This window comes from Limnohabitans lacus, assembly GCF_030053395.1.
In the GTDB taxonomy this organism is placed as follows: Bacteria; Pseudomonadota; Gammaproteobacteria; order Burkholderiales; family Burkholderiaceae_C; genus Limnohabitans_A; species Limnohabitans_A lacus.
Genome location: NZ_JASGBH010000009.1, coordinates 109,352 through 133,287 on the forward strand (window position 1 = coordinate 109,352; position 23,936 = coordinate 133,287).

Annotated in this window: 28 protein-coding genes and 1 tRNA gene; 14 read left to right on the top strand and 15 right to left on the bottom strand. The window is 58.1% G+C overall.

Going from position 1 to position 23,936, the window contains the following annotated elements; translation table 11 throughout:
- Nucleotides 1–36: 36 nt before the first annotated feature.
- From rapZ to QLQ16_RS12690, 3 genes are read right to left on the bottom strand one after another with little or no spacing between them, the layout of a single operon-like run.
- Complete coding sequence (gene rapZ / locus QLQ16_RS12680) at nucleotides 37–900, bottom strand: RNase adapter RapZ (RefSeq protein WP_283225090.1); 864 nt, start codon at nucleotides 898–900, stop codon at nucleotides 37–39.
- Nucleotides 897–2,552, bottom strand: coding sequence for a DNA repair protein RecN (gene recN, locus QLQ16_RS12685; RefSeq protein WP_283225023.1), 1,656 nt, complete (start codon nucleotides 2,550–2,552; stop codon nucleotides 897–899). Before recN ends, rapZ begins: the two co-directional genes overlap by 4 nt.
- 3 nt (nucleotides 2,553–2,555) lie before the next feature.
- A complete protein-coding gene (locus QLQ16_RS12690; RefSeq protein WP_283225024.1) occupies nucleotides 2,556–3,449 on the bottom strand; it encodes an NAD kinase in 894 nt (297 codons plus the stop codon).
- Between the two features lie 28 nt (nucleotides 3,450–3,477).
- Here QLQ16_RS12690 and hrcA point away from each other — a divergent pair, with 28 nt between their 5' ends.
- Nucleotides 3,478–4,482, top strand: a complete 1,005-nt coding sequence (gene hrcA / locus QLQ16_RS12695) for a heat-inducible transcriptional repressor HrcA (protein WP_283225025.1) — start codon at nucleotides 3,478–3,480, stop codon at nucleotides 4,480–4,482.
- Between the two features lie 35 nt (nucleotides 4,483–4,517).
- Nucleotides 4,518–4,594: transfer RNA gene (locus QLQ16_RS12700), tRNA-Ile, on the top strand.
- 390 nt (nucleotides 4,595–4,984) lie between these two features.
- On the opposite strand, the gene QLQ16_RS12705 is transcribed toward QLQ16_RS12700, so the two are convergent.
- From QLQ16_RS12705 to QLQ16_RS12735, 7 genes are all read right to left on the bottom strand, one after another.
- On the bottom strand, nucleotides 4,985–6,100 hold the full coding sequence (locus QLQ16_RS12705; RefSeq protein ID WP_283225026.1) for a DUF4062 domain-containing protein: 1,116 nt from the start codon (nucleotides 6,098–6,100) through the stop codon (nucleotides 4,985–4,987).
- 85 nt (nucleotides 6,101–6,185) lie between these two features.
- Nucleotides 6,186–7,985 (bottom strand): DUF2326 domain-containing protein, encoded by a 1,800-nt coding sequence (locus QLQ16_RS12710; RefSeq protein ID WP_283225027.1) that lies wholly within the window; start codon nucleotides 7,983–7,985, stop codon nucleotides 6,186–6,188.
- Nucleotides 7,972–8,178 carry an ABC-three component system middle component 8 gene (locus tag QLQ16_RS12715; protein WP_283225028.1) on the bottom strand — a complete coding sequence of 69 codons (207 nt, stop codon included), beginning with the start codon at nucleotides 8,176–8,178 and terminating at the stop codon, nucleotides 7,972–7,974. Before QLQ16_RS12715 ends, QLQ16_RS12710 begins: the two co-directional genes overlap by 14 nt.
- A gap of 25 nt (nucleotides 8,179–8,203) precedes the next feature.
- The gene (locus QLQ16_RS12720; protein WP_283225029.1) at nucleotides 8,204–9,163 is read right to left on the bottom strand and encodes an ABC-three component system protein; all 960 of its coding nucleotides are present in this window, start codon (nucleotides 9,161–9,163) and stop codon (nucleotides 8,204–8,206) included.
- A 367-nt stretch (nucleotides 9,164–9,530) separates the two neighbouring features.
- Entirely contained in the window at nucleotides 9,531–9,974 is a 444-nt protein-coding gene (locus tag QLQ16_RS12725) for a hypothetical protein (protein WP_283225030.1), read from the bottom strand.
- A complete protein-coding gene (locus tag QLQ16_RS12730) occupies nucleotides 9,971–11,332 on the bottom strand; it encodes a recombinase family protein (RefSeq protein ID WP_283225031.1) in 1,362 nt (453 codons plus the stop codon). Before QLQ16_RS12730 ends, QLQ16_RS12725 begins: the two co-directional genes overlap by 4 nt.
- Complete coding sequence (locus QLQ16_RS12735; RefSeq protein ID WP_276308849.1) at nucleotides 11,329–11,799, bottom strand: DUF2924 domain-containing protein; 471 nt, start codon at nucleotides 11,797–11,799, stop codon at nucleotides 11,329–11,331. The genes QLQ16_RS12730 and QLQ16_RS12735 overlap by 4 nt, the downstream gene beginning before the upstream one ends.
- Before the next feature lie 50 nt (nucleotides 11,800–11,849).
- Here QLQ16_RS12735 and QLQ16_RS12740 point away from each other — a divergent pair, with 50 nt between their 5' ends.
- The 3 genes from QLQ16_RS12740 (at nucleotide 11,850) to QLQ16_RS12750 (ending at nucleotide 14,528) form a co-directional block, all read left to right on the top strand.
- Nucleotides 11,850–12,053 (top strand): hypothetical protein, encoded by a 204-nt coding sequence (locus QLQ16_RS12740; protein ID WP_283225032.1) that lies wholly within the window; start codon nucleotides 11,850–11,852, stop codon nucleotides 12,051–12,053.
- A gap of 263 nt (nucleotides 12,054–12,316) precedes the next feature.
- On the top strand, nucleotides 12,317–13,558 hold the full coding sequence (locus tag QLQ16_RS12745; RefSeq protein WP_283225033.1) for a hypothetical protein: 1,242 nt from the start codon (nucleotides 12,317–12,319) through the stop codon (nucleotides 13,556–13,558).
- A gap of 7 nt (nucleotides 13,559–13,565) precedes the next feature.
- Complete coding sequence (locus tag QLQ16_RS12750; RefSeq protein WP_283225034.1) at nucleotides 13,566–14,528, top strand: hypothetical protein; 963 nt, start codon at nucleotides 13,566–13,568, stop codon at nucleotides 14,526–14,528.
- A gap of 19 nt (nucleotides 14,529–14,547) precedes the next feature.
- On the opposite strand, the gene QLQ16_RS12755 is transcribed toward QLQ16_RS12750, so the two are convergent.
- From QLQ16_RS12755 to QLQ16_RS12765, 3 genes are read right to left on the bottom strand one after another with little or no spacing between them, the layout of a single operon-like run.
- Nucleotides 14,548–15,354, bottom strand: a complete 807-nt coding sequence (locus QLQ16_RS12755) for a DUF2971 domain-containing protein (protein WP_283225035.1) — start codon at nucleotides 15,352–15,354, stop codon at nucleotides 14,548–14,550.
- 8 nt (nucleotides 15,355–15,362) lie between these two features.
- Nucleotides 15,363–15,767, bottom strand: a complete 405-nt coding sequence (locus tag QLQ16_RS12760; RefSeq protein WP_283225036.1) for a type II toxin-antitoxin system PemK/MazF family toxin — start codon at nucleotides 15,765–15,767, stop codon at nucleotides 15,363–15,365.
- Complete coding sequence (locus QLQ16_RS12765) at nucleotides 15,767–16,048, bottom strand: hypothetical protein (RefSeq protein ID WP_283225037.1); 282 nt, start codon at nucleotides 16,046–16,048, stop codon at nucleotides 15,767–15,769. Before QLQ16_RS12765 ends, QLQ16_RS12760 begins: the two co-directional genes overlap by 1 nt.
- Before the next feature lie 199 nt (nucleotides 16,049–16,247).
- Here QLQ16_RS12765 and QLQ16_RS12770 point away from each other — a divergent pair, with 199 nt between their 5' ends.
- The 8 genes from QLQ16_RS12770 (at nucleotide 16,248) to QLQ16_RS12805 (ending at nucleotide 21,805) form a co-directional block, all read left to right on the top strand.
- The gene (locus QLQ16_RS12770) at nucleotides 16,248–16,532 is read left to right on the top strand and encodes a helix-turn-helix transcriptional regulator (protein WP_283225038.1); all 285 of its coding nucleotides are present in this window, start codon (nucleotides 16,248–16,250) and stop codon (nucleotides 16,530–16,532) included.
- Nucleotides 16,529–17,014 carry a hypothetical protein gene (locus QLQ16_RS12775; RefSeq protein WP_283225039.1) on the top strand — a complete coding sequence of 162 codons (486 nt, stop codon included), beginning with the start codon at nucleotides 16,529–16,531 and terminating at the stop codon, nucleotides 17,012–17,014. Before QLQ16_RS12770 ends, QLQ16_RS12775 begins: the two co-directional genes overlap by 4 nt.
- A gap of 57 nt (nucleotides 17,015–17,071) precedes the next feature.
- Nucleotides 17,072–17,800 (top strand): hypothetical protein, encoded by a 729-nt coding sequence (locus tag QLQ16_RS12780; RefSeq protein ID WP_283225040.1) that lies wholly within the window; start codon nucleotides 17,072–17,074, stop codon nucleotides 17,798–17,800.
- A gap of 12 nt (nucleotides 17,801–17,812) precedes the next feature.
- Nucleotides 17,813–18,247 (top strand): DUF6511 domain-containing protein, encoded by a 435-nt coding sequence (locus QLQ16_RS12785; RefSeq protein WP_283225041.1) that lies wholly within the window; start codon nucleotides 17,813–17,815, stop codon nucleotides 18,245–18,247.
- Between the two features lie 101 nt (nucleotides 18,248–18,348).
- On the top strand, nucleotides 18,349–18,639 hold the full coding sequence (locus QLQ16_RS12790; RefSeq protein ID WP_283225042.1) for a DNA-binding protein: 291 nt from the start codon (nucleotides 18,349–18,351) through the stop codon (nucleotides 18,637–18,639).
- Entirely contained in the window at nucleotides 18,632–20,950 is a 2,319-nt protein-coding gene (locus tag QLQ16_RS12795; RefSeq protein WP_283225043.1) for a phage/plasmid primase, P4 family, read from the top strand. Before QLQ16_RS12790 ends, QLQ16_RS12795 begins: the two co-directional genes overlap by 8 nt.
- Before the next feature lie 236 nt (nucleotides 20,951–21,186).
- Nucleotides 21,187–21,417, top strand: coding sequence for a hypothetical protein (locus tag QLQ16_RS12800; RefSeq protein WP_283225044.1), 231 nt, complete (start codon nucleotides 21,187–21,189; stop codon nucleotides 21,415–21,417).
- Complete coding sequence (locus tag QLQ16_RS12805) at nucleotides 21,410–21,805, top strand: DUF6362 family protein (protein ID WP_283225045.1); 396 nt, start codon at nucleotides 21,410–21,412, stop codon at nucleotides 21,803–21,805. The genes QLQ16_RS12800 and QLQ16_RS12805 overlap by 8 nt, the downstream gene beginning before the upstream one ends.
- Nucleotides 21,806–22,024: 219 nt before the next feature.
- Here QLQ16_RS12805 and QLQ16_RS12810 read toward each other — a convergent pair whose 3' ends face one another.
- On the bottom strand, nucleotides 22,025–22,246 hold the full coding sequence (locus tag QLQ16_RS12810) for a hypothetical protein (RefSeq protein ID WP_283225046.1): 222 nt from the start codon (nucleotides 22,244–22,246) through the stop codon (nucleotides 22,025–22,027).
- Nucleotides 22,247–22,290: 44 nt separating this feature from the next.
- Between QLQ16_RS12810 and QLQ16_RS12815 the strand changes: the two genes are divergently transcribed.
- On the top strand, nucleotides 22,291–23,550 hold the full coding sequence (locus QLQ16_RS12815) for a site-specific DNA-methyltransferase (protein WP_488801405.1): 1,260 nt from the start codon (nucleotides 22,291–22,293) through the stop codon (nucleotides 23,548–23,550).
- Here the strand turns inward: QLQ16_RS12815 and QLQ16_RS12820 are convergent.
- Nucleotides 23,544–23,903, bottom strand: coding sequence for a hypothetical protein (locus QLQ16_RS12820; protein WP_283225047.1), 360 nt, complete (start codon nucleotides 23,901–23,903; stop codon nucleotides 23,544–23,546). The genes QLQ16_RS12815 and QLQ16_RS12820 overlap by 7 nt on opposite strands.
- Between the last annotated feature and the right edge of the window lie 33 nt (nucleotides 23,904–23,936).

The following is a 23,936-nucleotide window of genomic DNA, read 5'->3' on the forward strand; positions in this document are numbered from 1 at the left end:
GCCCCATACGTCGGAGCTTGCCCGATGGGGGCTTGATTACTTGCCGTCTTGTTCGCGGTGGCGTTTGAGGGTGAGCCAGCGTGTGCCAAAGCTTTGGGCCAATTGCTCGACCATGAAGACCGAACGGTGCTGGCCGCCTGTGCAGCCAATGGCGACCGTCAGGTAGCTGCGGTGATCGCGCTCAATGGCAGGGATCCATTGCGACAGAAATCCTTCAATTTGCAGCTGCATCTGCACAAATTCTTCGGATTGGCGCAGGTACTCTTGCACGGGCGCGTCCATGCCCGTGAGTGGGCGCAAAGCGCTTTCGTAGTGCGGGTTGGGCAGCATGCGCACGTCGAACACATAGTCGGCATCGGTGGGGATGCCGCGCTTGAAGGCAAACGATTCGAACACCAAGGTCAATTGCGCAAACGGTGCGCTGACCATGGTTTTGACATAGGTTTGCAGCTGAGCCGAACGCAGCAAGCTGGTGTCGATCACGTGGGCGCGTTCGCGCAGATCGGACAGCAGCTCGCGTTCAAAAGCAATGGTTTCGGCCAGGTCCTTGTCGTTTTGTGGTTTGTTGCCACCAGAAAGCGGGTGTTTGCGTCGCGTCTCCGAATAGCGGCGCATCAGCGTATCGGATGACGAGTCCAGAAACAGCGACTTCACCGTCATGCCCATGTCGCGCAAGATGGCCATTTGCTCTGGCATCAGGTGCAGCGAGTTGGCGCTGCGCACATCGATGGCAATGGCCAGGCGAGGCTCTTGTTGCTGTTCTTCGAGTTTGACAAAGGGGATCAGCAACTCCGGTGGCAAGTTGTCCACGCAGTAATAACCGGCGTCTTCCAGGGCGTGCAGCGCCACCGATTTGCCGGAGCCGGACATGCCGGTGATCAGGATGATGTCCATGTTCAGCCTTGCGGGTCGCCCAGCATTTCGCGGGCATGGGCCAAGGTGGTGGCCGAGAGTTTTTCGCCGCCCAGCATTCGGGCGATTTCGCTGACACGTTCTTCTCCCCCGATGGCGCGCACCTTGCTGCTGACCTGACCTTGGGCTGCAGCTTTGCTCACCAACAAGTGGTGGTCGGCGCAGGCGGCCACCTGGGGCAGGTGCGTCACGGCCAGCACCTGACGGTGTTGGCCCAGTTGTTTCATCAGGCGACCCACGGTTTCGGCCACAGCGCCGCCCACACCGGAGTCAACCTCGTCAAAGATCAAGGTGCCGGCTTCGCCCAGCTCGCTGGTGGTGACCGCAATGGCCAAAGCGATGCGCGAGAGCTCGCCGCCCGAGGCGACTTTGCCCACGGGGCGCGGTGTACTGCCTTCGTGGCCTGCAACCAAAAAACTCACTTCTTCCAAGCCGTGTTGGGCAGGTGAAGCCAGGGTTTGCAGGCTCACTTCAAAGCGGCCACCTTGCATGCCCAGCTGCTGCATGGCGGCAGTGACCGACTTGGCCAATGGCTTGGCCGCCTTTTGGCGCTGTGCAGAGACTTGTTGAGCGGCTTGCAGGCATGCGTTGTACGCCGCTTGCTCGGCTTTTTGCAACGCGTCCAGATCGGCTGCGGCATCCAGTCGGGCCAGGTCTTCGCGCCATTGAACCAGCACTTGGGGCAACTCGTCGGGGGTCTTTTTGTAGCGGCGGGCCAGCGACAGCCACAGGCCCATGCGCTCGTCGAGCTCGGCCAGTGTCTGTGGGTCCAGATCGGTTTTGCGCAGGTAGCTGTGCAGACTGTGGGCCACGTCTTCGGCCTGGGCTTGGGCCGACAGCAGCACTTCGGCCAGGGCGTTGAATTCGGACTCCACATGGCCGAGCGCTTGCAGGCTCTGGATGGCGCGGGACAGCTGGCGCAGGGCGCCGCCTTCGTCGTCGCCCTCCAGCAGCACGGTCGCCTCGTTGGCCGCGTCCATCAAGGCTTGTGCGTTGGCCAAGCGGCTGTGTTGGTTGCTGATGTCTGCCCACTCGCCTGCGGCGGGCTTGAGCTTGTCGAGTTCGCCAATTTGCCAGGCCAGGCGTTCGCGTTCGTTGGCCAGTGTGCTTTGGGCTCGCTGTGCATCGGCCAGAGTTTGCTGGGCTTGGCGCCAAGCGTGCCAGGCGGCTTTGAGCGGCCGTGCATCGATGTTGGCATAAGCGTCGAGCAAGCCACGCACCGCGTCAGGGCGGGTCAGGCTTTGCCAGGCGTGTTGGCCGTGGATGTCCAGGAGCTGTTCGCCGAGTTCGCGCAGCTGGGCCGCAGTGGCCGGGCTGCCGTTGATCCAGGCGCGGCTTTTGCCGGTGGTGTCCACGGTGCGGCGCAAGAGCAGGGCGGCGTCGTTTTCAAAACCGGCTTCATGCAGCCAAGCTGTCACAGCGGGCGTGGATTCGAACTCGGCGCAGACCTCGCAGCGGCTGGCGCCTTCGCGCACCACGCTGGTTTCAGCCCGGGCACCCAGGGCCAGCTGCAGGGCGTCAATGAGGATGGATTTGCCGGCGCCGGTCTCGCCCGTCAGGACGCCAAAACCGGTGCTCAGGTCCAGTTCCAGTTCGCGCACGATCACAAAATCGCGCAGGGTGATGTGCGTCAGTGCCACGGCTCAGTCGCCTCCGTTCCAGTGCATTTTCTTGCGCAGGGTGTCAAAGTAATTCCAGCCCTCGGGGTGCAAAAAGCGCACGGTGTGCTCCGAGCGATTGACCACGATCCGGTCGCCCAAGGTCAGGTCGGCCAGCGATTGCATGTCGAAATTGGCGCTCACATAGCGCCCGGCCACGATCTCGATGCTGATCTCGGACGACTCGGGCAGCACGATGGGTCGGTTGGACAAGGTGTGCGGCGCAATCGGGGCCATGACCCAGCCGCCAATGGCCGGATGCATCAGGGGGCCACCCACCGACAGGGAGTAAGCGGTGGATCCTGTGGGCGTGGCAATGATCAAGCCATCGGCCCTCTGGTTGGACACAAAGCGGCCATCGACTTCAACCCGCAGCTCGACCATGCCCGAGGTGCCGCCGCGGTTGACCACCACATCGTTCATGGCCAAGGCGCTGAAGACACTGCGTTGATCGCGCAGCACATCGGCTTGCAGCAAGCTGCGGTCTTCGGTCTGGTAGTGGCCTTGCAGCATGGGCTGCAAAAAGTCTTGGTAACTTTGCAGGGGAATGTCGGTGATGAAACCCAGACGCCCCTGGTTGATGCCCATCAGCGGCAGGTTGTAGCAGGCCATCTGCCGCCCAATGCCCAGCATGGTGCCGTCGCCGCCGATCACCAAGCCCAAATCGCACTGCGTGCCAATGGCGTTCATGTCCAGCATGGGGTACTGGTTCAGTCCGGTGTGCAGGGCGGTTTCCCGGTCCAGCACCACGTCACAGCCTTGGCGGGTCAAGAACTGGGCAACGTCGTCCAAAGCCCGCCGTGAACTCTCCAGCGCACCGCCTTGGGTGGTCGTGTGGTACTTGCCAAACAGCGCAACGTGACGGAATTGGGATCTCATGGACAAATTACATCATTAAAATGGCCGCATGCTCGACGACCGTGCCAAGTTATTGCTCAAAGCCCTGGTGGAACGCTACATTGCGGACGGCCAACCGGTGGGCTCGCGCACGCTCTCCAAAGCCTCAGGGCTGGACCTCTCGCCGGCCACCATCCGCAACGTGATGGCCGACCTGGAAGAGTTGGGCCTGATTGCCAGCCCGCACACTTCGGCCGGGCGCATCCCGACCACGCGCGGCTACCGCTTGTTTGTGGACACCATGCTGACGGTGGACCGCACGGGCTTGCAAGCGCCGGCGCTCACACCCGATCAACCCCAAAAAGTCATCGCCAGCGCTGCCAATTTGCTGTCGAGCTTGTCCCAGTTTGTGGGCGTGGTCATGGCGCCCAAGCGGGCCTCGGTCTTCAGGCACATCGAATTTTTGCGCCTCTCCGAGCGTCGCTTGCTGGTGATCATCGTCTCGCCCGAAGGCGATGTACAAAACCGCATCCTGTTCACCGAAACCGATTACTCGCAAAGCCAGTTGATCGAGACCTCCAATTACTTGAACACGCATTACGCCGGCATGGCCATTGAGCAGGTGCGCAGCCGCGTGCAGCAAGAGCTGGTCAGCCTGCAAGGCGAGATCGCCACCTTGATGCAAGCGGCCGTGCAAGTTAGCTCCGAGGCCATGGCCAACGACCACAACGAGGTGGTCATCTCGGGTGAACGCAATTTGTTGTCGGTGAGCGATTTTTCGGGTGACATGGGCCATCTGCGCCGCGCCTTTGATTTGTTTGAGCAAAAGACACAGCTCATGCGCTTGCTCGATGTGTCGAGCCAAGCCGAAGGCGTACGCATCTACATTGGCGGCGAAAGCCAGATCGTGCCCATGCAGGAGCTGTCGGTCGTCAGCTCGCCCTACGAGGTCGACGGCCAAATCGTCGGCACCCTGGGCGTGATCGGCCCGACCCGCATGCCCTATGACCGCATGATCCAGATCGTCAACATCACCTCGCGCCTGGTCAGCAACGCACTGAGCCAGTCCAAATAAACGCTTTCAGGCCCACTACAATCATCGCTTCGGTTGGGGCGTTAGCTCAGTTGGTTAGAGCAGAGGACTCATAATCCTTTGGTCCACGGTTCAAGTCCGTGACGCCCTACCATTTATTACTCATGAACGGTTCTCTCAACCGTTCATGTATCCCGTTGCGGGCCTGTAATGGCGCCATTCCTGAAAAAGTCTCTTGGCCGTAGATGGCCGAGAAATCGGGAGTGGCCCATTTTTTGGCCCGAAATCTCTCTCTTTCTCTGTTTTCTCTTGGTCGTACCCAAGAGGAAAGCCTAGGATTTATGCGGGTTCGGGCAAGGAAGTTTGATGTGAATCTTGCCCCTCATGATTGACCAGACAACAAAAAATCATCGTTGACTTGAGGTTACGGCAGAGCCCAACCAGGCTGATTGCGGAATACAACATGGACCGCCTCTAATGGCGGCTTAATCAAACACCGGTCGTATAGAGCGCGCTCACCTTCCAAGCCTAATCCTCAGCCACCTCAGGTATTCATTTCTTTCGCCACCAGCTTGACGATCCGAGCGCGAGATACTGCCCTGCGGGCCACCAAGGCCCCCTCGCCGGTCTGTTGTAACCATTCAAAAAAACGTTGACTGGCGTGTCGCGTCTGCGAGTCGTCTCGACAGTTGGCCAAGAAGGCGAATTGCATCTTCTGCACGTCATCCGCTACGAACACCCCAAAGGGGCCGCTCACCACCGTAGCGTCTGGAAATCCCAGAAGCGACGTAGCCTGGGTTTCCGTAGCGCCCCGGTGACAGGCGATCAAATGCAATGGCCCATGCGCAGAAGCCAGCAACTCGATACGCTGATGATCCTCTAGGAAGGGCCTTCCCACTAACTCGCGCGCGGCGGCCACGCCGAACGCGGCCGGAATTGCGTGAACCACAACTGCAACGTCTTTGCCATCCAGCTTGACCACCACGCCTCCGTCCACGGCCTTGGCACCTTTGAGCCCACTCAAGGCCGTTTTGAGCGTCGACTCCATAGCCATTTTTCGTTGACGGAAGTCAAGTCGAGTCCAATCCAGGGCTGCGCCAACATCAAAGCGCGCCGATGCGCCAGCCAACACACCCCGTTGTGCCAGCGAGATCAGGGCATCCGAGAGCGCCTCGAATACACGCTTTTTCGCATCAGCCACGGTTTTAACCTCGCCGCCGCGAAAGGCCGTCTGCCGCGAAAGATAGTCCTGAAAGCGCCGGTTGCGTTTGCCTGCCGCTCCCTTGGCATCGGCCACGTTCGGCAGCGCTACTAGGCGCACCTTGGCCTGCGCCGAGCGAAGGCCCTCCATGTACTCCGCATGGCAAATGCCGATATCCTGCTTGCCTGCGGCCCAACCCGCATTGCCGTTTGACAGAACAATGAGTACATCGCAATCGCGAACAGCCTGTAGACAGGTATCCCAACTGTCTTGTGTGCCTCCGGCCGGCGGTGCGTCTTCGTTGATCCAGACCTCGAACAGCCTTCTCCCCAGCACGTGGGCGGATTCGATTTCGGCCTTCAGTTCCTTTCGTAGGTCAGTCAGTTTGGACTTTGTACCTGTGGGGAACGCGTCGAGACATCGGCTGGACAGCATTACTTTTATGAGTGATTTAGCCAAGAAGCACTCCTGATTGATTGTCTACTGATTGACAGTACGCAATTCGGGATGCCGACGTCAGCTAGCAAGCATTCCGTGCTCGTCACTACCAAACCTGCATGCGGAAGAGACGTCCCTTATCGCCCTCGTCGTGCAGGTTCAGCACAATCTCGTCGGGAGAAAATACGGGTACCTCTGCCTCTACGCGAGGCGGCATATCGGAGTCGATCAAAGTAATGACTGACTGCACGCCAAGCTCAGCATACTCACGGATGACCTTGAGAAGGTTAACCTTCTTGCGGTCGTCCAGCGACTCGAACACACCGTCGTGATAAACGAAGTGAGGAAACCTGTCCTTAATGTGAGCACGCAGCACAGCTAGATCAAAGGCTATGCACAGCAATTTCCGGTAGGTATGCCCCAGATCGGCGCTCGTGGCCTTGCCCTTTTCGTTGAGAATCTCGGCCCGAAACTCTAGGTGTCCGTTCGCGTTCGGAGAGACGCTTAGCAATGCCTTGTGAGCCAGGACTTCTTCGATGATCTCGCTGAAGTACACGCGGATCACTGAAAAAAGACTGGCTTTATCCGTATTCTGCGATTCAACGTCCGTCTCAATCTGCGACTGCAGATGCACACAGGCCTCCGTAAGTGCACGAATCTCCGTACGCAGCTCTTGCAGTCGGCGCAAGAAGCCCCGCTGCTTCTCAAGCGTTGCAATGTCAGCGCGCAGCGTCACGAGATCGTCAGTAACTTGCTTGTACTTGGCGAACACGTCAGTGCTGCTAAGAAAGTCTAGTACCCCCGACCGACGTTTGCCGAGGTCATCAAGTTCCTCTGCAACGGTCTTCAGCTCGGCCTCGATCTCAGTGCGCTCCTCTTGCAGATAACCGCGCCGCTCTTCCGTGATGGCGCGATTGAAGGCGATGAGCTGGCTGAAGTCCTTCTTGATCTGTCCAGAGAAAAGGATGCCTACTTCGTTGAACAGCTTCTCCGCTTGATCGGGCTTGAAAAGTATTTGGTCTTCCTCCAATGAGGTAACGATTTTGCGGCGGGCCTGGTGGAGCGAATAGCGGCGTGCGTTCAGCTCAGCGACGCGCGCGTTGATCCCCTCCACGAGCTTCTCAGTTTGATCTTTGTCCTGCTCACGGAAGTCGAAAGCGTCAAGAAGTTGCTGCTTTTTGTCAGCATCCTTCTGCTTCAATAAAAGGATGCCCTCGATCTTGCTCAGGTCATCGACTGATCCGCCCAGTTCCGCCTGTACTGTTTGCGCGATGGCCTTTTTATCTTCCAGCTCTTCTAGTTTCGAGTAGTACTCCTCGATCAGCTTGTGATCAAAGCCAAGGATGTGTGCAACGTACGGCTTCCAGTCCTTGTGCTTCCCAATGGCGAACCGCCGCAGTTGAAACACGTCCTGGTAGTCGTCCTGCCCACGCAGCTGGTAGCCAAGTCCCTTTCGGAAGTCCCATGGTGAGACGGCGCGCCAATCAAGGAGTCCGTCGAGCATCTCCCGAGCGCGGTCAAACGACAAATTGAAGTGATCCCAGTCGGCTTCGGTTAGGTCCGTGAAGTCCTGATGTGCGGCCTCGTGCTTCTTAAAGCTGATCTTTGTGTGCTCGCTCACCCCTCGCCGGACAGTAAGGTAGGTGGCGTCAGAGAGTCCAATCTCCAGGAAAAATATGAAATCTTTAAAGGCGTCTTCCTGCTTGAAAAGAAAGAAGTCCTTGTCGCGTCCGGCCAGGAAGCAGAAGTCGATCATGCGTCCCAGTGTGGTCTTTCCGAGGTTGTGCGTGTCCTTGTCCTTGTTCTTCGGCACCCTGATTTCTGCAAGGACCACGTTCAGGCCTGCACGGAACTCGATCGGCCCGAAAATATCGGGCTTGTTGCTGTATAGCCTAGAGAGCTTCATTGGGCCCCACGTATTCGATAGCATCGGTCTTGGGCTGGTACTCGACCAGTCCAAGCAGGAACAGAAAGTTGAGTGCTGGCAGGAAGAGAACATCGCCGCCTGTGACCGCCTTTTTGGCGAATGTGCGTAAGTCGCCGTAGCGATCAAAGCGGCGCTTGCGCAAATGCTTCAGCAGAAGAAGGGCTACGTTCACGACTGTGCGATCAGGATGGGAGTGCTTAGTAGGTCGTAGCATCTTCACCCTCCCCAATGTCACAATTCCAGTACATGTAGAAGAGCATAACGCGCGTCAAGGTTTTGTTAGCGCGCAGCAGAGGATCGCGCTCCAGGAGCAAGCGCACGAGATGATTCATTACCTCGTCAAATGTTTGATAGTCCTTCCGCTTTCCGATGATGCTGAGCTGAAACTCTTCAACTACGGATTCATATAGGCCTAAAAGATCTGCGTTTTCGGGTGCAGCAAGGAAGGCCTTCACCTGGGCCGTATCTTTTAGGTACCGCCGGCGAAGCTCCTTCGCGTACTCCGGAGTCATCTTGTTGAGGATGTTCTTCGTTTCGTATTTCGTCCGATCCGTCGGTGGTGTATCGACAACACTCGCCGTGCTTTTCAGATGGCGAGCAAGAGCCTGTACAACCTCGGAAAGCTGATCGGGGCTCACAATTAGAGGCGAATCAATCGGGTCGAGATTGACTTGCGAGGCAACTGCAGGGAAGTCCTTGAGCCAGCCCTCAAGCTGCTCAATCCCACACAGCATGATCGACGGCTCTGGTATGCCGCACTCTTTAGAGATGCGCGCGCGAATGCTGCTCTCTGCCCCGCCCGTCAGCTTGCGATTGGCGAACAACATGTAGTGATCCAGTTGCTTTGCCACCCTTAGCTTTTTGATGCGCTGGATTTCTTCGCCGATGATGTTATTTGCAGACTTCGGATTGAAAAAGTCGGTCTCGGAGAAGCTACGGTTGTAGCCGTAGGTGTGCTTGGCCTGAACGATTACGGTTCCGCTCCACGGAGCTTGGCTGCTTGGCAGCAGTTCTGCGGTACCTACGAATTTGGCATCACGTCCGCCGTCGGGGCCCTTCGCAAAGCCTTGAGTTGCCATACCTAGAAGGCGTCGGCACAGCGCTACGACAAGCTCTTCAAACCGTGTGTCTCCCAAGTCTTCGTAAGCGTACTTCATGCGATCGCGGCTTCTGCCGTCCTATTTCCCGGCATCAGGCAGACCTCTTCGTTGTTAGGGCAAGTGTCTCAATCTTTTGGGCCAGAACTTCGCCCGGATGGCAGGCTTTAGCAGTCATCGGGTACCTCTTTGGGGAACCGTCCAGTCGCTCTGGCTCCACCTTTAGTTTATGTTTTAGTTGAAAATACGCCGTCACGAAGCACGTCATTCGTGAATTATGCCTAAGTGCTTGAAGCGCGAGAAGTCGCCAAGCTTTGAATATCGCGGTGCCCATTGGGGCCGTTTCTATTGGTGCATTCGCTTGGCGCGTGAATTCGAAGGCGCAGGGCCTGGGTCCGATCGCTGGCCCCGCAGTTCACCGGCTCATTCAGTCGTCGGCGATGGCCTGAAACTTTGCATGCTGCTCACTCCATAGGGCCGGAATGGTGTGTTTGGTGAACCAATGTAAGTTCAGCCCCTTGGGCTGGGTGCCTTGAAGGATGCTGTCAATGATTTTGGGATCCAGCAGCGTCAAGCGCATGCATTCATTGACCGTGGCCTGATCCAGGCCTTCCTGTCTGGAAATTTCAACGCCACTGCGAACGATGCCCTCGTCGATGAGTCGCTGCCAGTAAAAGGCGCGTGTGAGCCCTTCAACCAGTTTGGTGTCCGGTAGCTGGGCTTGGTCTTTGATTACCTGGGCGAAGTTTTCCGGGGGCTCAACCACGCTGCGCCCACCGCGTTTGATGAACTTCAGTGGGATGAACGTGCTGAACTCCACGTGATTCGAGGTGGTGGCTACGCTGTTGCCCACGGACTGTGCGTTATTCATGCGATCTCCAATTCACGTAGGTCATATTCCAGTTGTTCATATCCCGCCAGGTTCTTTGGCGGAAGGCCGATCAGTGCGCCCCAGGCTTCAAATCGCCAGTCCACATGCAAGCCTTCCGGGGCAACGGTGATGCGCTTGATCAGCGTGCGCACGATGTCTTGTTTGGCCTGGATGGCCAATTGGTCCCATATGCCCGCCGTGTTTTTGAAGAACAGCACCATGGCTTCAGGTTCGGTCAGCTTGGGGTTGAGGCTGCACACCTGCTCCCAGCATTTGTGGACCATCTGACCGGATCGCAACACCTCGAGCACCTTCTCCATCACGGATTTCTCTATGCCCGCTGCAGGCAGATTGGCAAATTCCACGGTGCCAGCCCCCATTTTTTGGTTCTTGTTGACCACGTAGTAGCGGTAAAGCTTGCCGCTGGTCTTGCGTGTGGCCATCGGCAGGTAGAGGTCTCCATCGGCCGTGAACATCATCCCGCGCAGCAAGAAGCCGTGCCTGCATTTCTGACCGAAGGTGTCGCGAGCCCGGTCCCGGCTGTTCTGGGCCATGATCTTTTGCACACTGTCCCATTGCGACTGGTCAATCAGAGCCTCGTGTTGGCCTGGGTAAAAGTCGCCCTTGTGTCCAATATCGCCGATGTACAAGCGGTTGTGCAGGATGGTGTACAGAGCCTGCTTGGTCAGTGGCTTGCCGTTTTTGCTCGTGACGCCTTGCTCTACGAGCTGTTTGACCATGAGGGTGGTCGAACGTGTGGCGACAAACGAGTCAAAGATTTGCCGCACCACCTGGGCCTCCTCTGGCACCACCACCAACTTTCGGTTGTCCACGCAGTAGCCTATCGGTACTGGTCCGCCCATCCACATGCCTTTGCGTTTGGAGGCGGCGAATTTGTCGCGGATGCGCTCGCCGGTTACCTCGCGCTCGAATTGAGCGAAGGACAGCAGGACGTTGAGCATCAGGCGTCCCATGGACGTGGCCGAATTGATCTGCTGGGTGACCGAACTGAAGCTGGCCCTGTACCGGTCAAAGAGCTGAATCATCTTGGCAAAGTCAGCCAGTGACCGCGAAAGTCGGTCGATCTTGTAAACCACCACGATGTCGATCTTGCCGTCCTGGATATCTTGCAGCAGGCGCTTGAGGCCCGGGCGGTCCATATTGCCGCCGGTGAACCCTGGGTCTTCGTAGTTGTCCTCGACTTGCTCCCAGCCTTCGGCGCGCTGACTGGCGATGAATGCCGCGCCAGCTTCACGCTGCGCATCGATGGAATTGAAGGCCTGATCTAGCCGTTCGTCCGAAGAGACGCGGCAATACACCGCACAGCGCTTGGGAGTAACTTGTTGCGTCTCGCTCATGCCTTCTTGCCTTTCAAGCCAAAGAAGGCCGGTCCGGACCATTGTGTGCCGGTGATCAACTTGGCAATGGCCGACAAACTCTTGTACCGCTGACCGTCGAATTCATAGCCACCAGTGGGTAGCACCGTGACCTTGTATTTGTGGCCATCAAATTCACGCAAGAGTGTGGTGCCCGGAAGCAGTGTCCGGGTGGATGGGGCAGCGGTTTTGATCTTCGAGAACCGGGCGCCGTAGTCGGCCAGCATGTTGCGGGTGCCGCTGGGCAGTGCGCCATAGGCCTGCTCTTGCAGCTTGTAGATCAAGCGTGACTCGATGTGCGTGCGGTTGGGCCGGGCAGGCCGATGCACAAAAAATTGATCCCACAGGGCCCATAGCTCGGGCATTTTCATATTCGGGAGCGCGTGAAGTTGTTCAGATATTTGGCCGGTGCGCAGGATGTCGCGCATCGGCGGGGCGGTGTTTTTCAAGGCTGTGACTCCAGGTGTGTAGACTGGTTTGCATTGACGCTCTGGTAGGCATGGAAGTCGAGGAACTTGTCTCGATCAGTCGCATATACCCAACTGCTGTTTGCCTGCGTAAGAGCCTGGTGTTGATCGACGACCGCTTGTGCGATCAGGTGAGCGATTTGCGAGAGGGAGAGGTACCCACTTTTCTCGATCGGATTGCCTTGGACTGGGGTTTGGAAGTGGTTCATCGAGGTGCTTTGGTTTATCAAATCTGACCTCGGAAATCGTAGCCAAATCACCCAAATTCGAGTCGTTGTTTTAGAGGGCCATCAACGCGCTTGAGAGCACAACGCCGCGTGAATCCTGGCTTTTTCTGAAACCTCCCAGCAACCATGCGGCCTGGATCGACGGTTTTGACAGATTTTTGAAAAGCTGTATATTTATCCAGCAATCCGGCGAAAACCAACATAAGCCCCAGGACGAAGGACCAGGGGTTCGGACGCCTCATTGCCCAACGAAAAACAACTAGGAGACATTCGTGAGCCGAAACCAAACCTACGCCGACATCTTGCTGAGCCTGCCTGTCGACGACACCCTCAAAACCTTCATTGAGCGCCATGCTTTACCCATGCCCGAGGGCTGGGCATGGAGCGACACGGTGCAGACCTCAAGACGCCTGATCGGGCTGATTCAGGCCCACCCCGTGGTGGCCCTGCGTGACCGCATCGTGGCGGGGTTGCATGCCTGCACGCTGCTGGCCCACCCGCTGGGCAAACAGGCCATGTTTCAAGCCGCCCATGACCGCCCGGCCGAACTAGTGGGCCTCATTGCCTGCAAGAGTGATCTGCACCGGGCCTTCTGGCTGTACGTCCACCATCCGGCGCTGTTCGAGGCCGCAGCGGAAATCGAATACCTTGATCACCATGGGCAGCAAGCCCAACAGCATGACCTGGGCCTTAAACGGACCATCAAGCGTGACGATGCGTCGATCGCCGCATTCGGTGAAGCCATCAAAGGCTTCTACCAGCGGGAGCTGGGTTGTGGCGAGGTGTGCGTGGTCAATGTGCTGGACCGTGCGCGCGGCACGCAACTGATCTCCATCCATGCCAAGGACCTGGCTACGGCCAAGTTGGAGTTCGAGGGCAGCCAGTTGCAGCGGCGGGTGGGCAGTCCGAACATCCACATGGTGCTCGAGTACGCCCAGGCCACCGGCGTGGCTCGCACCATCATCCGTGGCGGAGCCAAATACCACGCCATGCTGTGTGAGGCGTTTGCCAGGCACTTGCTTGGTGTGGATGCCGATGCCCAGCGGATCCAGACGCCACGCCTGAACCTGTCCACGCTTCGCTTGGGGCTGAACATCCCGCAGGCCATCGATGACGGATTCGTTGGCCTGCAGGTCAAGAGCGTGACCGTGGTCAGCGGTTGCGGGCAACTCAAAATGGAATGCACGGCCAGTGCCGCCAGCGATCAGCGCTGCGTGACGGACCTGCTGCACGACTACTTCGGCGCAGAAAACCCCCTCGTACGCGGCTGGACCATCCAGGCTGCTGTGCTCAATTTTTATCTCGCGCCGATGCAGGGCAAGAGCCGCTGCCAGGTGGTCAGTGTGGAGATCACCAGCAAGGGGCGTTTGAACCTGCACAAATTCGATGAGAAGCTGCGTGCCCAACTCGAGGGCTATTTGGTTCAGCTGGGCATCCTGAAGGCGCAGCAGGTCCTCAAGACAGGACGGGAGCAGGAGGAGCCTGCGACCATGGATGGCAACTTGTTCGAGTGAGGTGTGAATGGAGTTGACCCTCAATCAGCAAGCCATCAGCTTGGCCGCTTTGATGTTCGTGCGAGGCAATGCATCCTTTGAGAGCAGCCTGCACGATGAAGAAATTTCGGCCCTAGAGGTTCTCAAACAGGCGAAGGCGGTTGTGCCTGGTGTAGTCAGCAGTCGTGATGCCGTCTGCGCTTTTTGCGGTCTGTACCGTGGTCCCATCTTCAGGAGCAATGAAGGGCTCATGGTGCAGTGTCCGGACTGCGGCCCGTTTGCGCTGGATCCGGCCAGTCAGCGCAGTTGGAGGCTGGACGACGAATGGTTGATCCGAAAGCTACGCGGTGCGCTGGACATTTCGCCGCACGCAACTGTGAATCAGATCATCGATGGGGTGTGGGACATTGGCCGGCACAAGAAGCGTCCGGTGGTGCTGGCTCGCCGTATCGACCTGGTGGAGCGCCATGGGTTGCGGATTTTTCATGGACCCGAGCCACGCAGTCAAAGCTGGGTGATCACGCCACGGCCATTGGTGCGGGCACCATTGGAGCCGCTGACAGGAACGGCCACGTGGTGGCAGCTGGAAGACCGGTTTGCCTTGCATGGCTTGGCATTGCGCCTGCTAGACCCGGACCAAGGTGAAAAATCCGACAACGTGCAGGACGGCTTACCGAGCGTGGCTGTTCATGGTCCGTTCAGTGAAGACTTCACCTGGGTGCATCTGGAAGGGTGGCCGCATGGCCCCATACGCTTGACTGAAGCACAGACTCGGGTGTTTGCTGCTCTGTGGGAGCACCGTGACCGCGCGCAATCATCGAAATTCATCATGCGCGCAGCAAGGCTGGACAGCGAAAAGCCCATGGATGTGTTCAAGGTGAAGGCTGCAAACCGGGATGACCCGACGTATGAGGGGCCGCGTTGGGCATATAACCAACTGGTCGTGCGGCAGCGCCGTTTGGGGCAATATCGACTTGCCTGGTCGAGTTAGTGGCCCATGATTGGAAGCATCAAGTAATTGAAAGCTCAAAACGATTGGCAACTCTGACGGCGCGCTTCACATTTACAGTGGGATCAACCGATTTAACGAGGTCATGAATTCGCTCGTGGTCCGACTGACATCCCGTGATGATCGAGGTCAGTGCGCCTTTCGGAAATTGAAGAAAATTTCCATCTGACAGCAGAGATTCAGTGCCTGGTAATGCTTTGGACTTTTCTTTCGTGATGACTCGATATTCTTTTTCGTATCGCCAAACGTCGCCTTTGAACAGCAAAGCGATCAGGGCGGCCTCATCCGAGTCGTCGTACAGCTTGATTGCTGGAAATGTCGAGGTGTATTCGCACTTCAATGCGGAGCAGAAGATGTCATTGCGAAGGCTAAATTCAAGGCAAATGCCGCGATGACTGTCTGCGTAATGAGACCACATGAGCAGATTTTTGGGGTCTGGTCCCAAGCAATAGACTCTGTATTGCTCGGCGATGTCTATCGCTAACTCTGCAGAGAGTTGGTTGATCAATACCGAAGTCGCCTCTGGATTATTCAAAAAAGTTTGCCGCATGCGTTCCTGTGCCTCTGGAGCCATGGGTGCTTTGCGCTGACATAAATCCAATACCCATTGAGCATGCTTTTGACGCTCAATGGGGTCTTTCAAGACGTCCGTGTTGAAGTGCAGCTTGCAATCCCAAGGGTCATTGAAGTCGGCTGGATTCGAGCAATAAATTCTTTTGTCTCGGACAAGAGCGCGCAAGCGGTCTTCGCAAAATTTATCCCAGTGATACAGGAGTCGATGCCCATCGGCCCATGCGGTTGTAGCCATGGTTGAGCCTATTTGCTTGCTGCTGCGAAAGCGGTGGCGGCAATCCTGACGATGCTCGGATGCAGTGTCCCTAGCTTTGGAAGCTGGCCATGCGGTGCATGGGGAGGAATCGAGAAATAGGCGTCGTTGAACGGAAGCTCAAGCACGTTTCTCAAGTCGAACTTGGTGTCGTAGCTCAGTCCGGCGCTGGTATACGCGGCCGGATGCTCATTTTTGGCGATGCGAAACTCTCCGCTGTACAGACGGTCCGTCTTTTGGCTGGTGCCGTATGCCACGCTCACGAAGATCATGCCTTCGTCGTCTTCCTTGGTCGAAACAATCAGGCCTGGACGTGGTTTGGGCTTAGGGTGAATATTGTCAGGAAAGTGGCACCAGACGATTTCGCCAGCTGTAGGTTCTGGCCACCACCGCATCAGGCGCTTTCCAGTTCAAAAAGACTGCTGCGAACAGTGCCGCCCTTGGCTTTGGGTGCTGATTTTTTGACCTGACTGAGCTGGGCCTTGGTCAGAGCGCCCTCATCAGCCTCGTATTGAGGCAGAAATTTTGTGGCCAGCTCATGCAGGGCCAAGTGAATGACCTGCGTTTCATCAACGCCCAGAACCTCAGCCAGGCGCTTCGCTGTTGTACGGGTCACGCCTGTTGCGCTGTCCTGCGGACGGTAGCGAAAGGCGATCTGAGCTGTTGCAGCTGTCATTGGTAGATCCTTTGTAAATAGATATCTTAAAGATATCAGATGCGGCCCGGGCTGTCAACCAGAGGGGGCAGAAACCGGGCCTCGGAAAGATTAAGGAACTTGAGATATCGCCAAAGTTCCTTAATCAGTTCCTTGTCAGTTCCCCATTGATTTCCTGAAATAGCAGCGTTGTCCCCCAACTCTTCGAAAGGAGTTACCAATGCTGCTAGCAACACCAGCACCCGAGGCGCCAGTCTTCCTGAGCGCCACTTCCCCTGAATCCACCATGCCCAAGCAGTTGGTGCTGACTGAGGCTGACCTGGCCTCCCGATGGGCCATGAGCCCCAAAACCCTGCAGCGCTGGCGTATGACTGGCACAGGGCCGACCTACCTCAAGCTGGGCAAACGGGTGAGCTACCCCCTCAACGCCGTGATTGCCTTCGAGAACTGCGTCCAACATGTCTCGACCTCCAAGCGCATCCCCGGAAAGGCAGGTGCGGCATGAACCACCTGCAATTGCAGCAAGCTGCGCTGCCGGACCTCTCCGTGAGCCAGATCAGCCGTCTTCCCAAAGACCAGCTGGCCCATTTCAGCAACGCGGTGCAGCAGCTTAATGACTGGACGGTGGAGATGCGTGGCCGGATCAACCGGGCCATGGAAATCCGCTACGCCGACCAGATCCGCCATGCCGAATGCCTTGACCAGGAGGAGACGGCCAGGTTCCGCATCGATGACGGTGACCTGCAGATCGATGTCTCTCAGCCCAAAGAAATCGTCTGGGACCAGCAGCACCTGTCCCAGATCGCTGAGCGGATGGTGGTGGCCGGTGACCGGGTGCAGGACTTCATGCAAGTCCAGTTCTCGGTGAGCGAGCAGGACTACGCCCGTTGGCACCCACTGCTGCGCGCGGCCTTTCAGCTAGCCCGCAAAGAACTGATCACCGAACCCTCCTTCCAAATTCGCTGGGTCGGCGAAGTTCAGCTTTGAGCGGACGGCCCTTCGGACAAACCAGAACACAACCCCCACACAACAGGAAAACCTTCAATGAACCACGACAGCTACAACCAGGCCACAACCTATGGCCAATCTTCGACCCACGGTGCCCCGGGTGCCTGGTGCGACTTCAATGACGCTGATGCCCAGCAAGGCGAGTTCAACCTGATCCCCAAAGGCACCCAGGCCCTGGTGCGCATGGCCATCAAACCCGGCGGCTATGACGACGCCAGCAGGGGTTGGACGGGCGGCTATGCCACGGCATCGGATGAAACCGGCGCAGTTTTCCTGTCCTGCGAGTTCGTGCTGCTCACAGGCCCGTTTGCCAAACGCAAGATCTGGAGCAATGTTGGTTTGCACTCCAACAAAGGGCCGACCTGGGCGCAGATGGGCCGCAGCTTCATCAAGGCCGTGCTCAACAGTTCGCGCAACATCCACCCTGATGACGGCTCTCCTGAGGCGCAGCGAGCCCGCCAGATCCGCAGTTTCGGTGACCTTGATGGTGCCGAATTCGCAGCCCGGATCGGCATTGAAAAAGATGGCCAGGGCGAGTACCGCAACATCATCCGATTGGTGATCGAGCCCGATCACAAAGAGTACGCAGAGCTGATGCAGGCCAAGTTGCAACGCGATGGTGGCATGGGCGGGGGCTCTGGTGGGGGCTCCGGTGGAGCTCCGGCAATGGCCTCTCCTGCATCGGCGGCACCAGCCCCCCAGCCGGGGACCAATTACACCCCCCGCCCTGGCAATACGCAGTCGCGGCCTGCATGGGCGCAGTGATGGCGGCTTTGCATGAAATGCTGGGTGTGTTCCCGTCAGGCCAAAGGCTTTGGTCATGTGGATCTGCGCTTCAAGGTGGGGCACCCCAAGCGGTACCCCATCGACTGGATCTTTTGCTCACTGCGCTGCCAGGCCTGTTTCCACCGGCTGTACGCGGCCGGTGTGCGGGCACTCGAGCGCGAGGGCACTTTGCCAACGGGATCTGGCGTGATTGATCCATCGGAAGCCGAACTGGCTGCCATGCAGCAATGCCTCAAGCCGCTGGGTGAGGCTGCCGGTGAAATCGGTATGGACCGACCACTGTCGAGCTACACACAGCAAGAGGCCCTGCGGCTGATCAATGCCGTGGTCACGACCTATGTCGAGGCCATGGTGCAGGAACACGAGCGCAGCAAGTACCCGCCTGTTCGCATGCAACTGGATCAATCGCCAGAGAGACGACTTTGAGTCGATTGCCCTGAATCCACCGCAGGACGCAGCGTCCTGCGGATTCCAACTTCTACCAACCGATGCGGGTGAACCAGATTACCTGCAGGGGAGACTATTTCATGAATGAACCTGAATCTTTGGCCTCGCCATTGAGCCTGCAAGCAGCAGGCGATAACGACTTCAGCGATGAGCCGCTGCTCACAGCCAAACGTGCATCCAAGGCACTGAACCTGCCGCTGTATTACTTCACCAAAACTGCAAAGCGCAAAGCCCTGGGGCTGCCGTTCTACTGCGTTAATCGCTTGGTCCGGTTCAGGCTGGGTGAGCTGCATCAGTGGCAGCTTGGCTATGCCCAAAAGTTGCATGAAGAAAAAAATGCAGCGTTCGACGTGGGAGGGACGGATGCTTGATTTCAACGATGCACCCACATCGAACACGCGCAAAGCAGCGGGAGATGGCACCGATGCCAATCGAGAGAAATCCGAAATCCGAACAGCCCTCAATGACCAGCTGGCCCTCCTGGTTGTGGATATCTGGCCCTCGGGCAAGCGCCGCCAGAACAAATACCTGGTGGGCGATGTGATGGGGGGGCCGGGCGACAGCCTGGAGTTGTTGCTCTCTGGCCCCAAGGCCGGGCTGTGGACTGACCGCGCCACGGGTGAAGGTGGCGACATCTTCGATCTGATCGCCCGCTACTACAGCCTCAATGTGCAGACCCAGTTTCCGCAGGTGCTGGAGAAAGCCCGGGAATGGCTCGGCCGTGTTTCGGCCATGCCGCCCAGCGCCGTGGCAGCAAGCAAGGCCAAGGCCCCAGTGGTCGATGAGCTGGGCCCGCCAACGGCCAAGTGGGATTACCAGGATGCCAGCGGCAAGCTCATCGCTGTGGTGTACCGGCACGACCCTGAGCCTGGACGCAAGGAGTTCAGGCCCTGGGATGTGCGCCGCCGCAAGATGACGCCGCCCGAGCCTCGTCCGCTGTACAACCAGCCTGGCATGCTCAAGGCCGATCGGGTGGTGCTGGTCGAAGGAGAAAAGTGCGCCCAGGCCCTGCTCGAGTTCGGCGTGTGTGCCACCACGGCCATGCACGGTGCCAATGCGCCAGTCGAGAAAACCGATTGGTCGCCGCTGTCTGGAAAGCATGTCCTCATCTGGCCCGATCGGGACAAGCCCGGTTGGCTGTACGCGGACCGTGCCTCGCAGGCCATCTTGCAGGCAGGGGCCAAATCGTGCGCCATCTTGCAGCCTCCCGCAGAAAAGCCCGAAGGCTGGGATGTGGCCGATGCGCTGACCGATGGCTTTGACATTGCCGGGTTTCTGGCCGTGGGCGAGCGTATGCCGATCACGCGTGAATTTGGCGCGAACGACATCGCCATGCCGATCGAGGGCATCGACTATTCCACCGAGGATGGGCTGGCTCTGGCGTTCTCGCACCAGTTTGCCGAGGACTGGCGTTACTGCGCCCCGTGGTCTAAATGGCTGGTCTGGAATGGCGTGCGCTGGAACGTGGACAAGCAGCTGTACATCATGCACCTGAGCCGCACGGTGTGCCGCAGCGCCGCCATGTTCGCCGAGACACCGCGCATGAAAGCCCGCATGGCCAGTGCAGCCACCATCTCGGCCGTTGAGCGTCTTGTGCGATCTGACCCCCGACAAAGCGCCACTGTTGACGAGTGGGATGCCAATGCCTGGCTGCTCAACACGCCCGGCGGCATCGTGGACCTGCGAACCGGCGCGCGTGGACCGCACGACCGCGATCGCCGCATGACCAAGGTGACCACGGCCACGCCGCAAGGAGAGTGCCCGGTCTGGCGAAATTTCCTGGTCAATGTCACTGGGAGCGATCAAGAACTGCAGGACTATCTGCAGCGCGTGGTGGGCTATTGCCTGACGGGCGACTTGAGCACCCACGCGCTTTTCTTCCTCTATGGCACGGGGGCGAATGGCAAGTCGGTGTTCGTGAATGTGATCTCCACGGTGCTGGGCGACTACGCGGCCAATGCGCCGATGGACACCTTCATGGAGTCGCGCACCGATCGTCACCCCACCGATCTGGCCGGTTTGCGTGGTGCCCGCTTTGTCTCGGCGACAGAAACCGAGCAGGGCAGGCGCTGGAACGAGTCCAAGATCAAGGCGATCACGGGTGGTGACGACATCACGGCCCGCTTGATGCACCAAGACTTTTTCACCTACAGGCCGCAGTTCAAGCTCCTGATTGCCGGTAACCACAAACCCGCGATCCGCAACATCGACGAGGCCATGCGCCGCCGCATGCACCTGATCCCTTTCACGATCACGGTCCCTCCAGAAAAGCGTGATCCGCTCCTGACCGAGAAGCTTTTGGCCGAGCGTGATGGGATTTTGGCTTGGGCGCTGGAGGGCTGCCTGCAGTGGAAGAAGCTGGGACTCAAGCAGCCCCAAAGCGTGGCCGAGGCGACCGAGGAGTACTTCGAGGCCGAGGACGCCATGGGCCGGTGGATCGCTGAGCGCTGCAACCAAGGGCCCAGCCACAAGGCTCTCACGGCCACGCTTTTCAACGACTGGAAGCAGTGGGCCGAGCTCAGTGGCGAATACGTGGGCACCCAGCGCAGGTTCTCTGATGCCTTGCTCACCAGGCGCCTTGAGAAGTGGCGCAACTCCATGGGCGTGCGTGGCTATGTGGGCCTTGACCTCAAACAGCCCACCTCGCTGCCTTCGCGCGCCTACCCCTACAACGACGATTGAGAGACAAACCCAATGAAAAAGATTTCAAAAATCAAGCTGATGGCCAGTTCTCTGACACAACTGACTCTATTGAACATTTGTTCTTTACGCGTATACGCGTATACAGATAAGAGTCATAGATGTTGGAGTACGGCAAAAGCGTCGGCCACATTGTCAAAACCGGCCGAAATGACGATGTGTTCCGGTTTTGACTGTTTCCCAGCGGCGCATCGGAATATTTCGTTTGGAGGGCAGGTATGAAGATCCCTCCAGCACGTTACCCATCGCCCCTTGGGCGCATGCAAGCCACGCCCATGGATGTCGAGGCAACGAAGCGCCAGGGATGGCGCGAGCAGCACATCCTGGTCATCTCGGATGAGGACGAGCGCCTGGACTTTCTGGAGCGCCAGCTCATTCGCAGCATTGGCGAGCGACTCTACGGCTCAGGCCATGGCCAGGGTCACCCCACGGGAGGTGGCCATGGTTGAAGTCTGGACAGTCGAGACGGTGGCAGACCGATTTGTCGATGCGGCCAGAACAGCCAGGCGATTGCCACGCGTGATGGTGCAGGGCTACGCCAGCACCTGGCCCATCATGATCTTGCCAAGTAACGCCTACCCGGATCCGCACAAGGTGTACCGATTGCCGCCCCCGTCCCCTCAGGACGTGGAACGCATGCTCGAAGTGATGCGCTGGGTGCAGTTGCTCGAGCTCGATGAGCGGCACCTCGTGTGGATGCGGGCCAAGCGCTTTGACTGGGTGGAGATCAGCAAGCGCTTTGCCTGTGACCGAACGACGGCGTGGAGACGCTGGAAGCGGGACATGCAGGTGGTGGCCGATCTGCTCAATCGGCAGGCGCAGCCACTCAAAAAGTGAGGCCTGTCATCTGGAGAGGAAATTAGCGTGTTTTGGCGGTCATGAGCGGCGCTATTGACGTTCAAACGTGAATGCGCGGTTTTTGGGGCCAAAACACGCTGCAACATTTCGGCGAATTGCAGCTATATTTTCATCTACGGTGGACAAACGAGTGCAAAGACAGTGATGACAGTCGCACACAGTCGATGACATCGACGTCTACTGACTGTTGTCCGACTCCTATCGATGAACTTCGATTTCTCCTGCTGCCTCGTACTCCGCCAGCTTCTCAAGCGGCAGGAACACAGTCGGTTTTCCCTCGCGGAAAACTTCCAGCCGCCCAATAACTTCTGATCCCACTTCGTAGGTCCCAGCAATCAGCGGCGTAAAGCCTGATCCGGATGCTGTGGCCTCAGTCGGGCTTTTGCGGGCCAGAACCCCGCGAACTACTTTGATTTGCACTGCAGAACATTCTCGTTTTGCGGTCGATTTTACCGGTCCCCCCCATGAATCATCCTGAGATCCGAATGGTCCCAGTGGACGCACTCGTCCCCTACGCGCGCAATGCTCGCACCCACAGCGATGCCCAGGTTGCCCAGATTGCAGCCTCAATCACCGAGTTCGGCTGGACCAACCCGATCCTCACAGACGGTGATAAGGGCGTGATCGCTGGTCACGGTCGCTTGATGGCAGCCAGAAAGCTGAGTCTCAAGGATGTGCCGGTCATCGAACTGGCTCACCTGACGCCCGAGCAGAAGAAGGCCTACATCCTGGCCGACAACCGGTTGGCCGAGAACGCTGGCTGGGATGATGAACTTTTGAAACTCGAGTTGGCCGAACTCAAGGCGGCCGACTTTGATCTGGACCTGGTGGGTTTTTCCGACAAGGAGCTCGAAGAGCTGCTCAACGGTGACGAATCAGGCGGTGGTTTGACTGAAGATGATGCAATCCCAGACGCACCAGTAGAGCCTGTTTCCAGACCTGGGGACTTGTGGATTCTCGGCAACCACCGCCTCCTTTGTGGTGACTCAACGGTCCTGTCGGATGTCGAGCGCCTCATGGGCGGTCAACTTGCAGACATGACCTTCACCGATCCACCCTACAACGTGGACTACGGCAACAGCGCCAAGGACAAGATGCGCGGCAAAGACCGGCGCATCATGAACGACGACTTGGGCGATGGCTTCTTCCAGTTCCTGTACGACGCTTGCCTGAACTTGCTCCTGGTCACCAAGGGCGCCTGCTACGTGTGCATGAGCTCGTCCGAGCTGCACACCTTGCAAAAGGCTTGGATCAAGGCAGGGGGTAAGTGGTCCACGTTCATCATCTGGTCCAAGAACACTTTCACGCTCGGACGCGCGGATTACCAGCGTCAGTACGAGCCCATCCTTTATGGGTGGAAGCAGGGTTCGGACCACTTTTGGTGTGGCGATCGGGACCAGTCGGACATCTGGAACTACAACAAGCCCCGGGTCAACGATCTGCACCCGACCATGAAACCGATCGAGCTGGTTGAGCGGGCCATCAAGAATTCATCCAAGAGCCGGGACATCGTGCTGGACCTGTTTGGCGGTTCGGGCACCACCCTGATCGCCAGCGAGAAGACCGGACGGCAGGCTCGCCTCATTGAGCTCGATCCCAAGTTCGTGGACGTGATCATCAAACGCTGGGAGGACTACACCGGCCAGCAGGCGGTGCGCGAAGATGACGGCGTCTTTTTTATCAACGCCGCCACTTCTAAAAATGCCGAGCCTGTGGCTCAGTAGCAGACCTCATCCAAGCCACAGTGGATCACAAAGCCGGTCAGGTAAGGCAGGCCTCGTGGGATGCCTGTTTCCCGCGCCGTGATGCGGCCAATCTTCCAGTCCATCCATTTGGTGATGGCTTGGGCGACAGCAGCGTTGATCGAAAGGCCACCGGCCAGTCCGTCTCGGACCGAATCGGCGAAGTGCCTGCCTTGTTTGCTGTCCAGGAATGCCCGGACCGATTCAAGAGGTTCGCCTGTGACCTCGGCGATTTGTTGCATGGCGACGGGCCAGGCCACGCAGGCATGACCGCCCATCGTTCCCCAAAAGCCCCAGGCTTCGTTTTGCGTTGTTGGTGTGGCGTTGATGTGCATGGGTTTTCCTTGTTGCGATGCCTCTATGAACGC

What these genes read in the sequence shown, in the direction of transcription:
- hrcA (WP_283225025.1), top strand. Translation starts at nt 3,478, where the DNA reads ATGCTCGACGACCGTGCCAAGTTATTGCTCAAAGCCCTGGTGGAACGC.
- QLQ16_RS12800 (WP_283225044.1), top strand. Translation starts at nt 21,187, where the DNA reads ATGAAGATCCCTCCAGCACGTTACCCATCGCCCCTTGGGCGCATGCAA.
- QLQ16_RS12740 (WP_283225032.1), top strand. Translation starts at nt 11,850, where the DNA reads ATGGAAGTCGAGGAACTTGTCTCGATCAGTCGCATATACCCAACTGCT.
- QLQ16_RS12750 (WP_283225034.1), top strand. Translation starts at nt 13,566, where the DNA reads ATGGAGTTGACCCTCAATCAGCAAGCCATCAGCTTGGCCGCTTTGATG.
- QLQ16_RS12795 (WP_283225043.1), top strand. Translation starts at nt 18,632, where the DNA reads ATGCTTGATTTCAACGATGCACCCACATCGAACACGCGCAAAGCAGCG.
- QLQ16_RS12690 (WP_283225024.1), bottom strand. Translation starts at nt 3,449, where the DNA reads ATGAGATCCCAATTCCGTCACGTTGCGCTGTTTGGCAAGTACCACACG.
- QLQ16_RS12760 (WP_283225036.1), bottom strand. Translation starts at nt 15,767, where the DNA reads ATGCGGTGGTGGCCAGAACCTACAGCTGGCGAAATCGTCTGGTGCCAC.
- QLQ16_RS12815 (WP_488801405.1), top strand. Translation starts at nt 22,291, where the DNA reads ATGAATCATCCTGAGATCCGAATGGTCCCAGTGGACGCACTCGTCCCC.
- QLQ16_RS12755 (WP_283225035.1), bottom strand. Translation starts at nt 15,354, where the DNA reads ATGGCTACAACCGCATGGGCCGATGGGCATCGACTCCTGTATCACTGG.
- QLQ16_RS12770 (WP_283225038.1), top strand. Translation starts at nt 16,248, where the DNA reads ATGCTGCTAGCAACACCAGCACCCGAGGCGCCAGTCTTCCTGAGCGCC.
- QLQ16_RS12785 (WP_283225041.1), top strand. Translation starts at nt 17,813, where the DNA reads ATGAAATGCTGGGTGTGTTCCCGTCAGGCCAAAGGCTTTGGTCATGTG.
- QLQ16_RS12820 (WP_283225047.1), bottom strand. Translation starts at nt 23,903, where the DNA reads ATGCACATCAACGCCACACCAACAACGCAAAACGAAGCCTGGGGCTTT.
- QLQ16_RS12725 (WP_283225030.1), bottom strand. Translation starts at nt 9,974, where the DNA reads ATGAATAACGCACAGTCCGTGGGCAACAGCGTAGCCACCACCTCGAAT.
- QLQ16_RS12790 (WP_283225042.1), top strand. Translation starts at nt 18,349, where the DNA reads ATGAATGAACCTGAATCTTTGGCCTCGCCATTGAGCCTGCAAGCAGCA.
- QLQ16_RS12710 (WP_283225027.1), bottom strand. Translation starts at nt 7,985, where the DNA reads ATGAAGCTCTCTAGGCTATACAGCAACAAGCCCGATATTTTCGGGCCG.
- QLQ16_RS12720 (WP_283225029.1), bottom strand. Translation starts at nt 9,163, where the DNA reads ATGAAGTACGCTTACGAAGACTTGGGAGACACACGGTTTGAAGAGCTT.
- QLQ16_RS12730 (WP_283225031.1), bottom strand. Translation starts at nt 11,332, where the DNA reads ATGAGCGAGACGCAACAAGTTACTCCCAAGCGCTGTGCGGTGTATTGC.
- QLQ16_RS12805 (WP_283225045.1), top strand. Translation starts at nt 21,410, where the DNA reads ATGGTTGAAGTCTGGACAGTCGAGACGGTGGCAGACCGATTTGTCGAT.
- QLQ16_RS12780 (WP_283225040.1), top strand. Translation starts at nt 17,072, where the DNA reads ATGAACCACGACAGCTACAACCAGGCCACAACCTATGGCCAATCTTCG.
- QLQ16_RS12765 (WP_283225037.1), bottom strand. Translation starts at nt 16,048, where the DNA reads ATGACAGCTGCAACAGCTCAGATCGCCTTTCGCTACCGTCCGCAGGAC.
- QLQ16_RS12775 (WP_283225039.1), top strand. Translation starts at nt 16,529, where the DNA reads ATGAACCACCTGCAATTGCAGCAAGCTGCGCTGCCGGACCTCTCCGTG.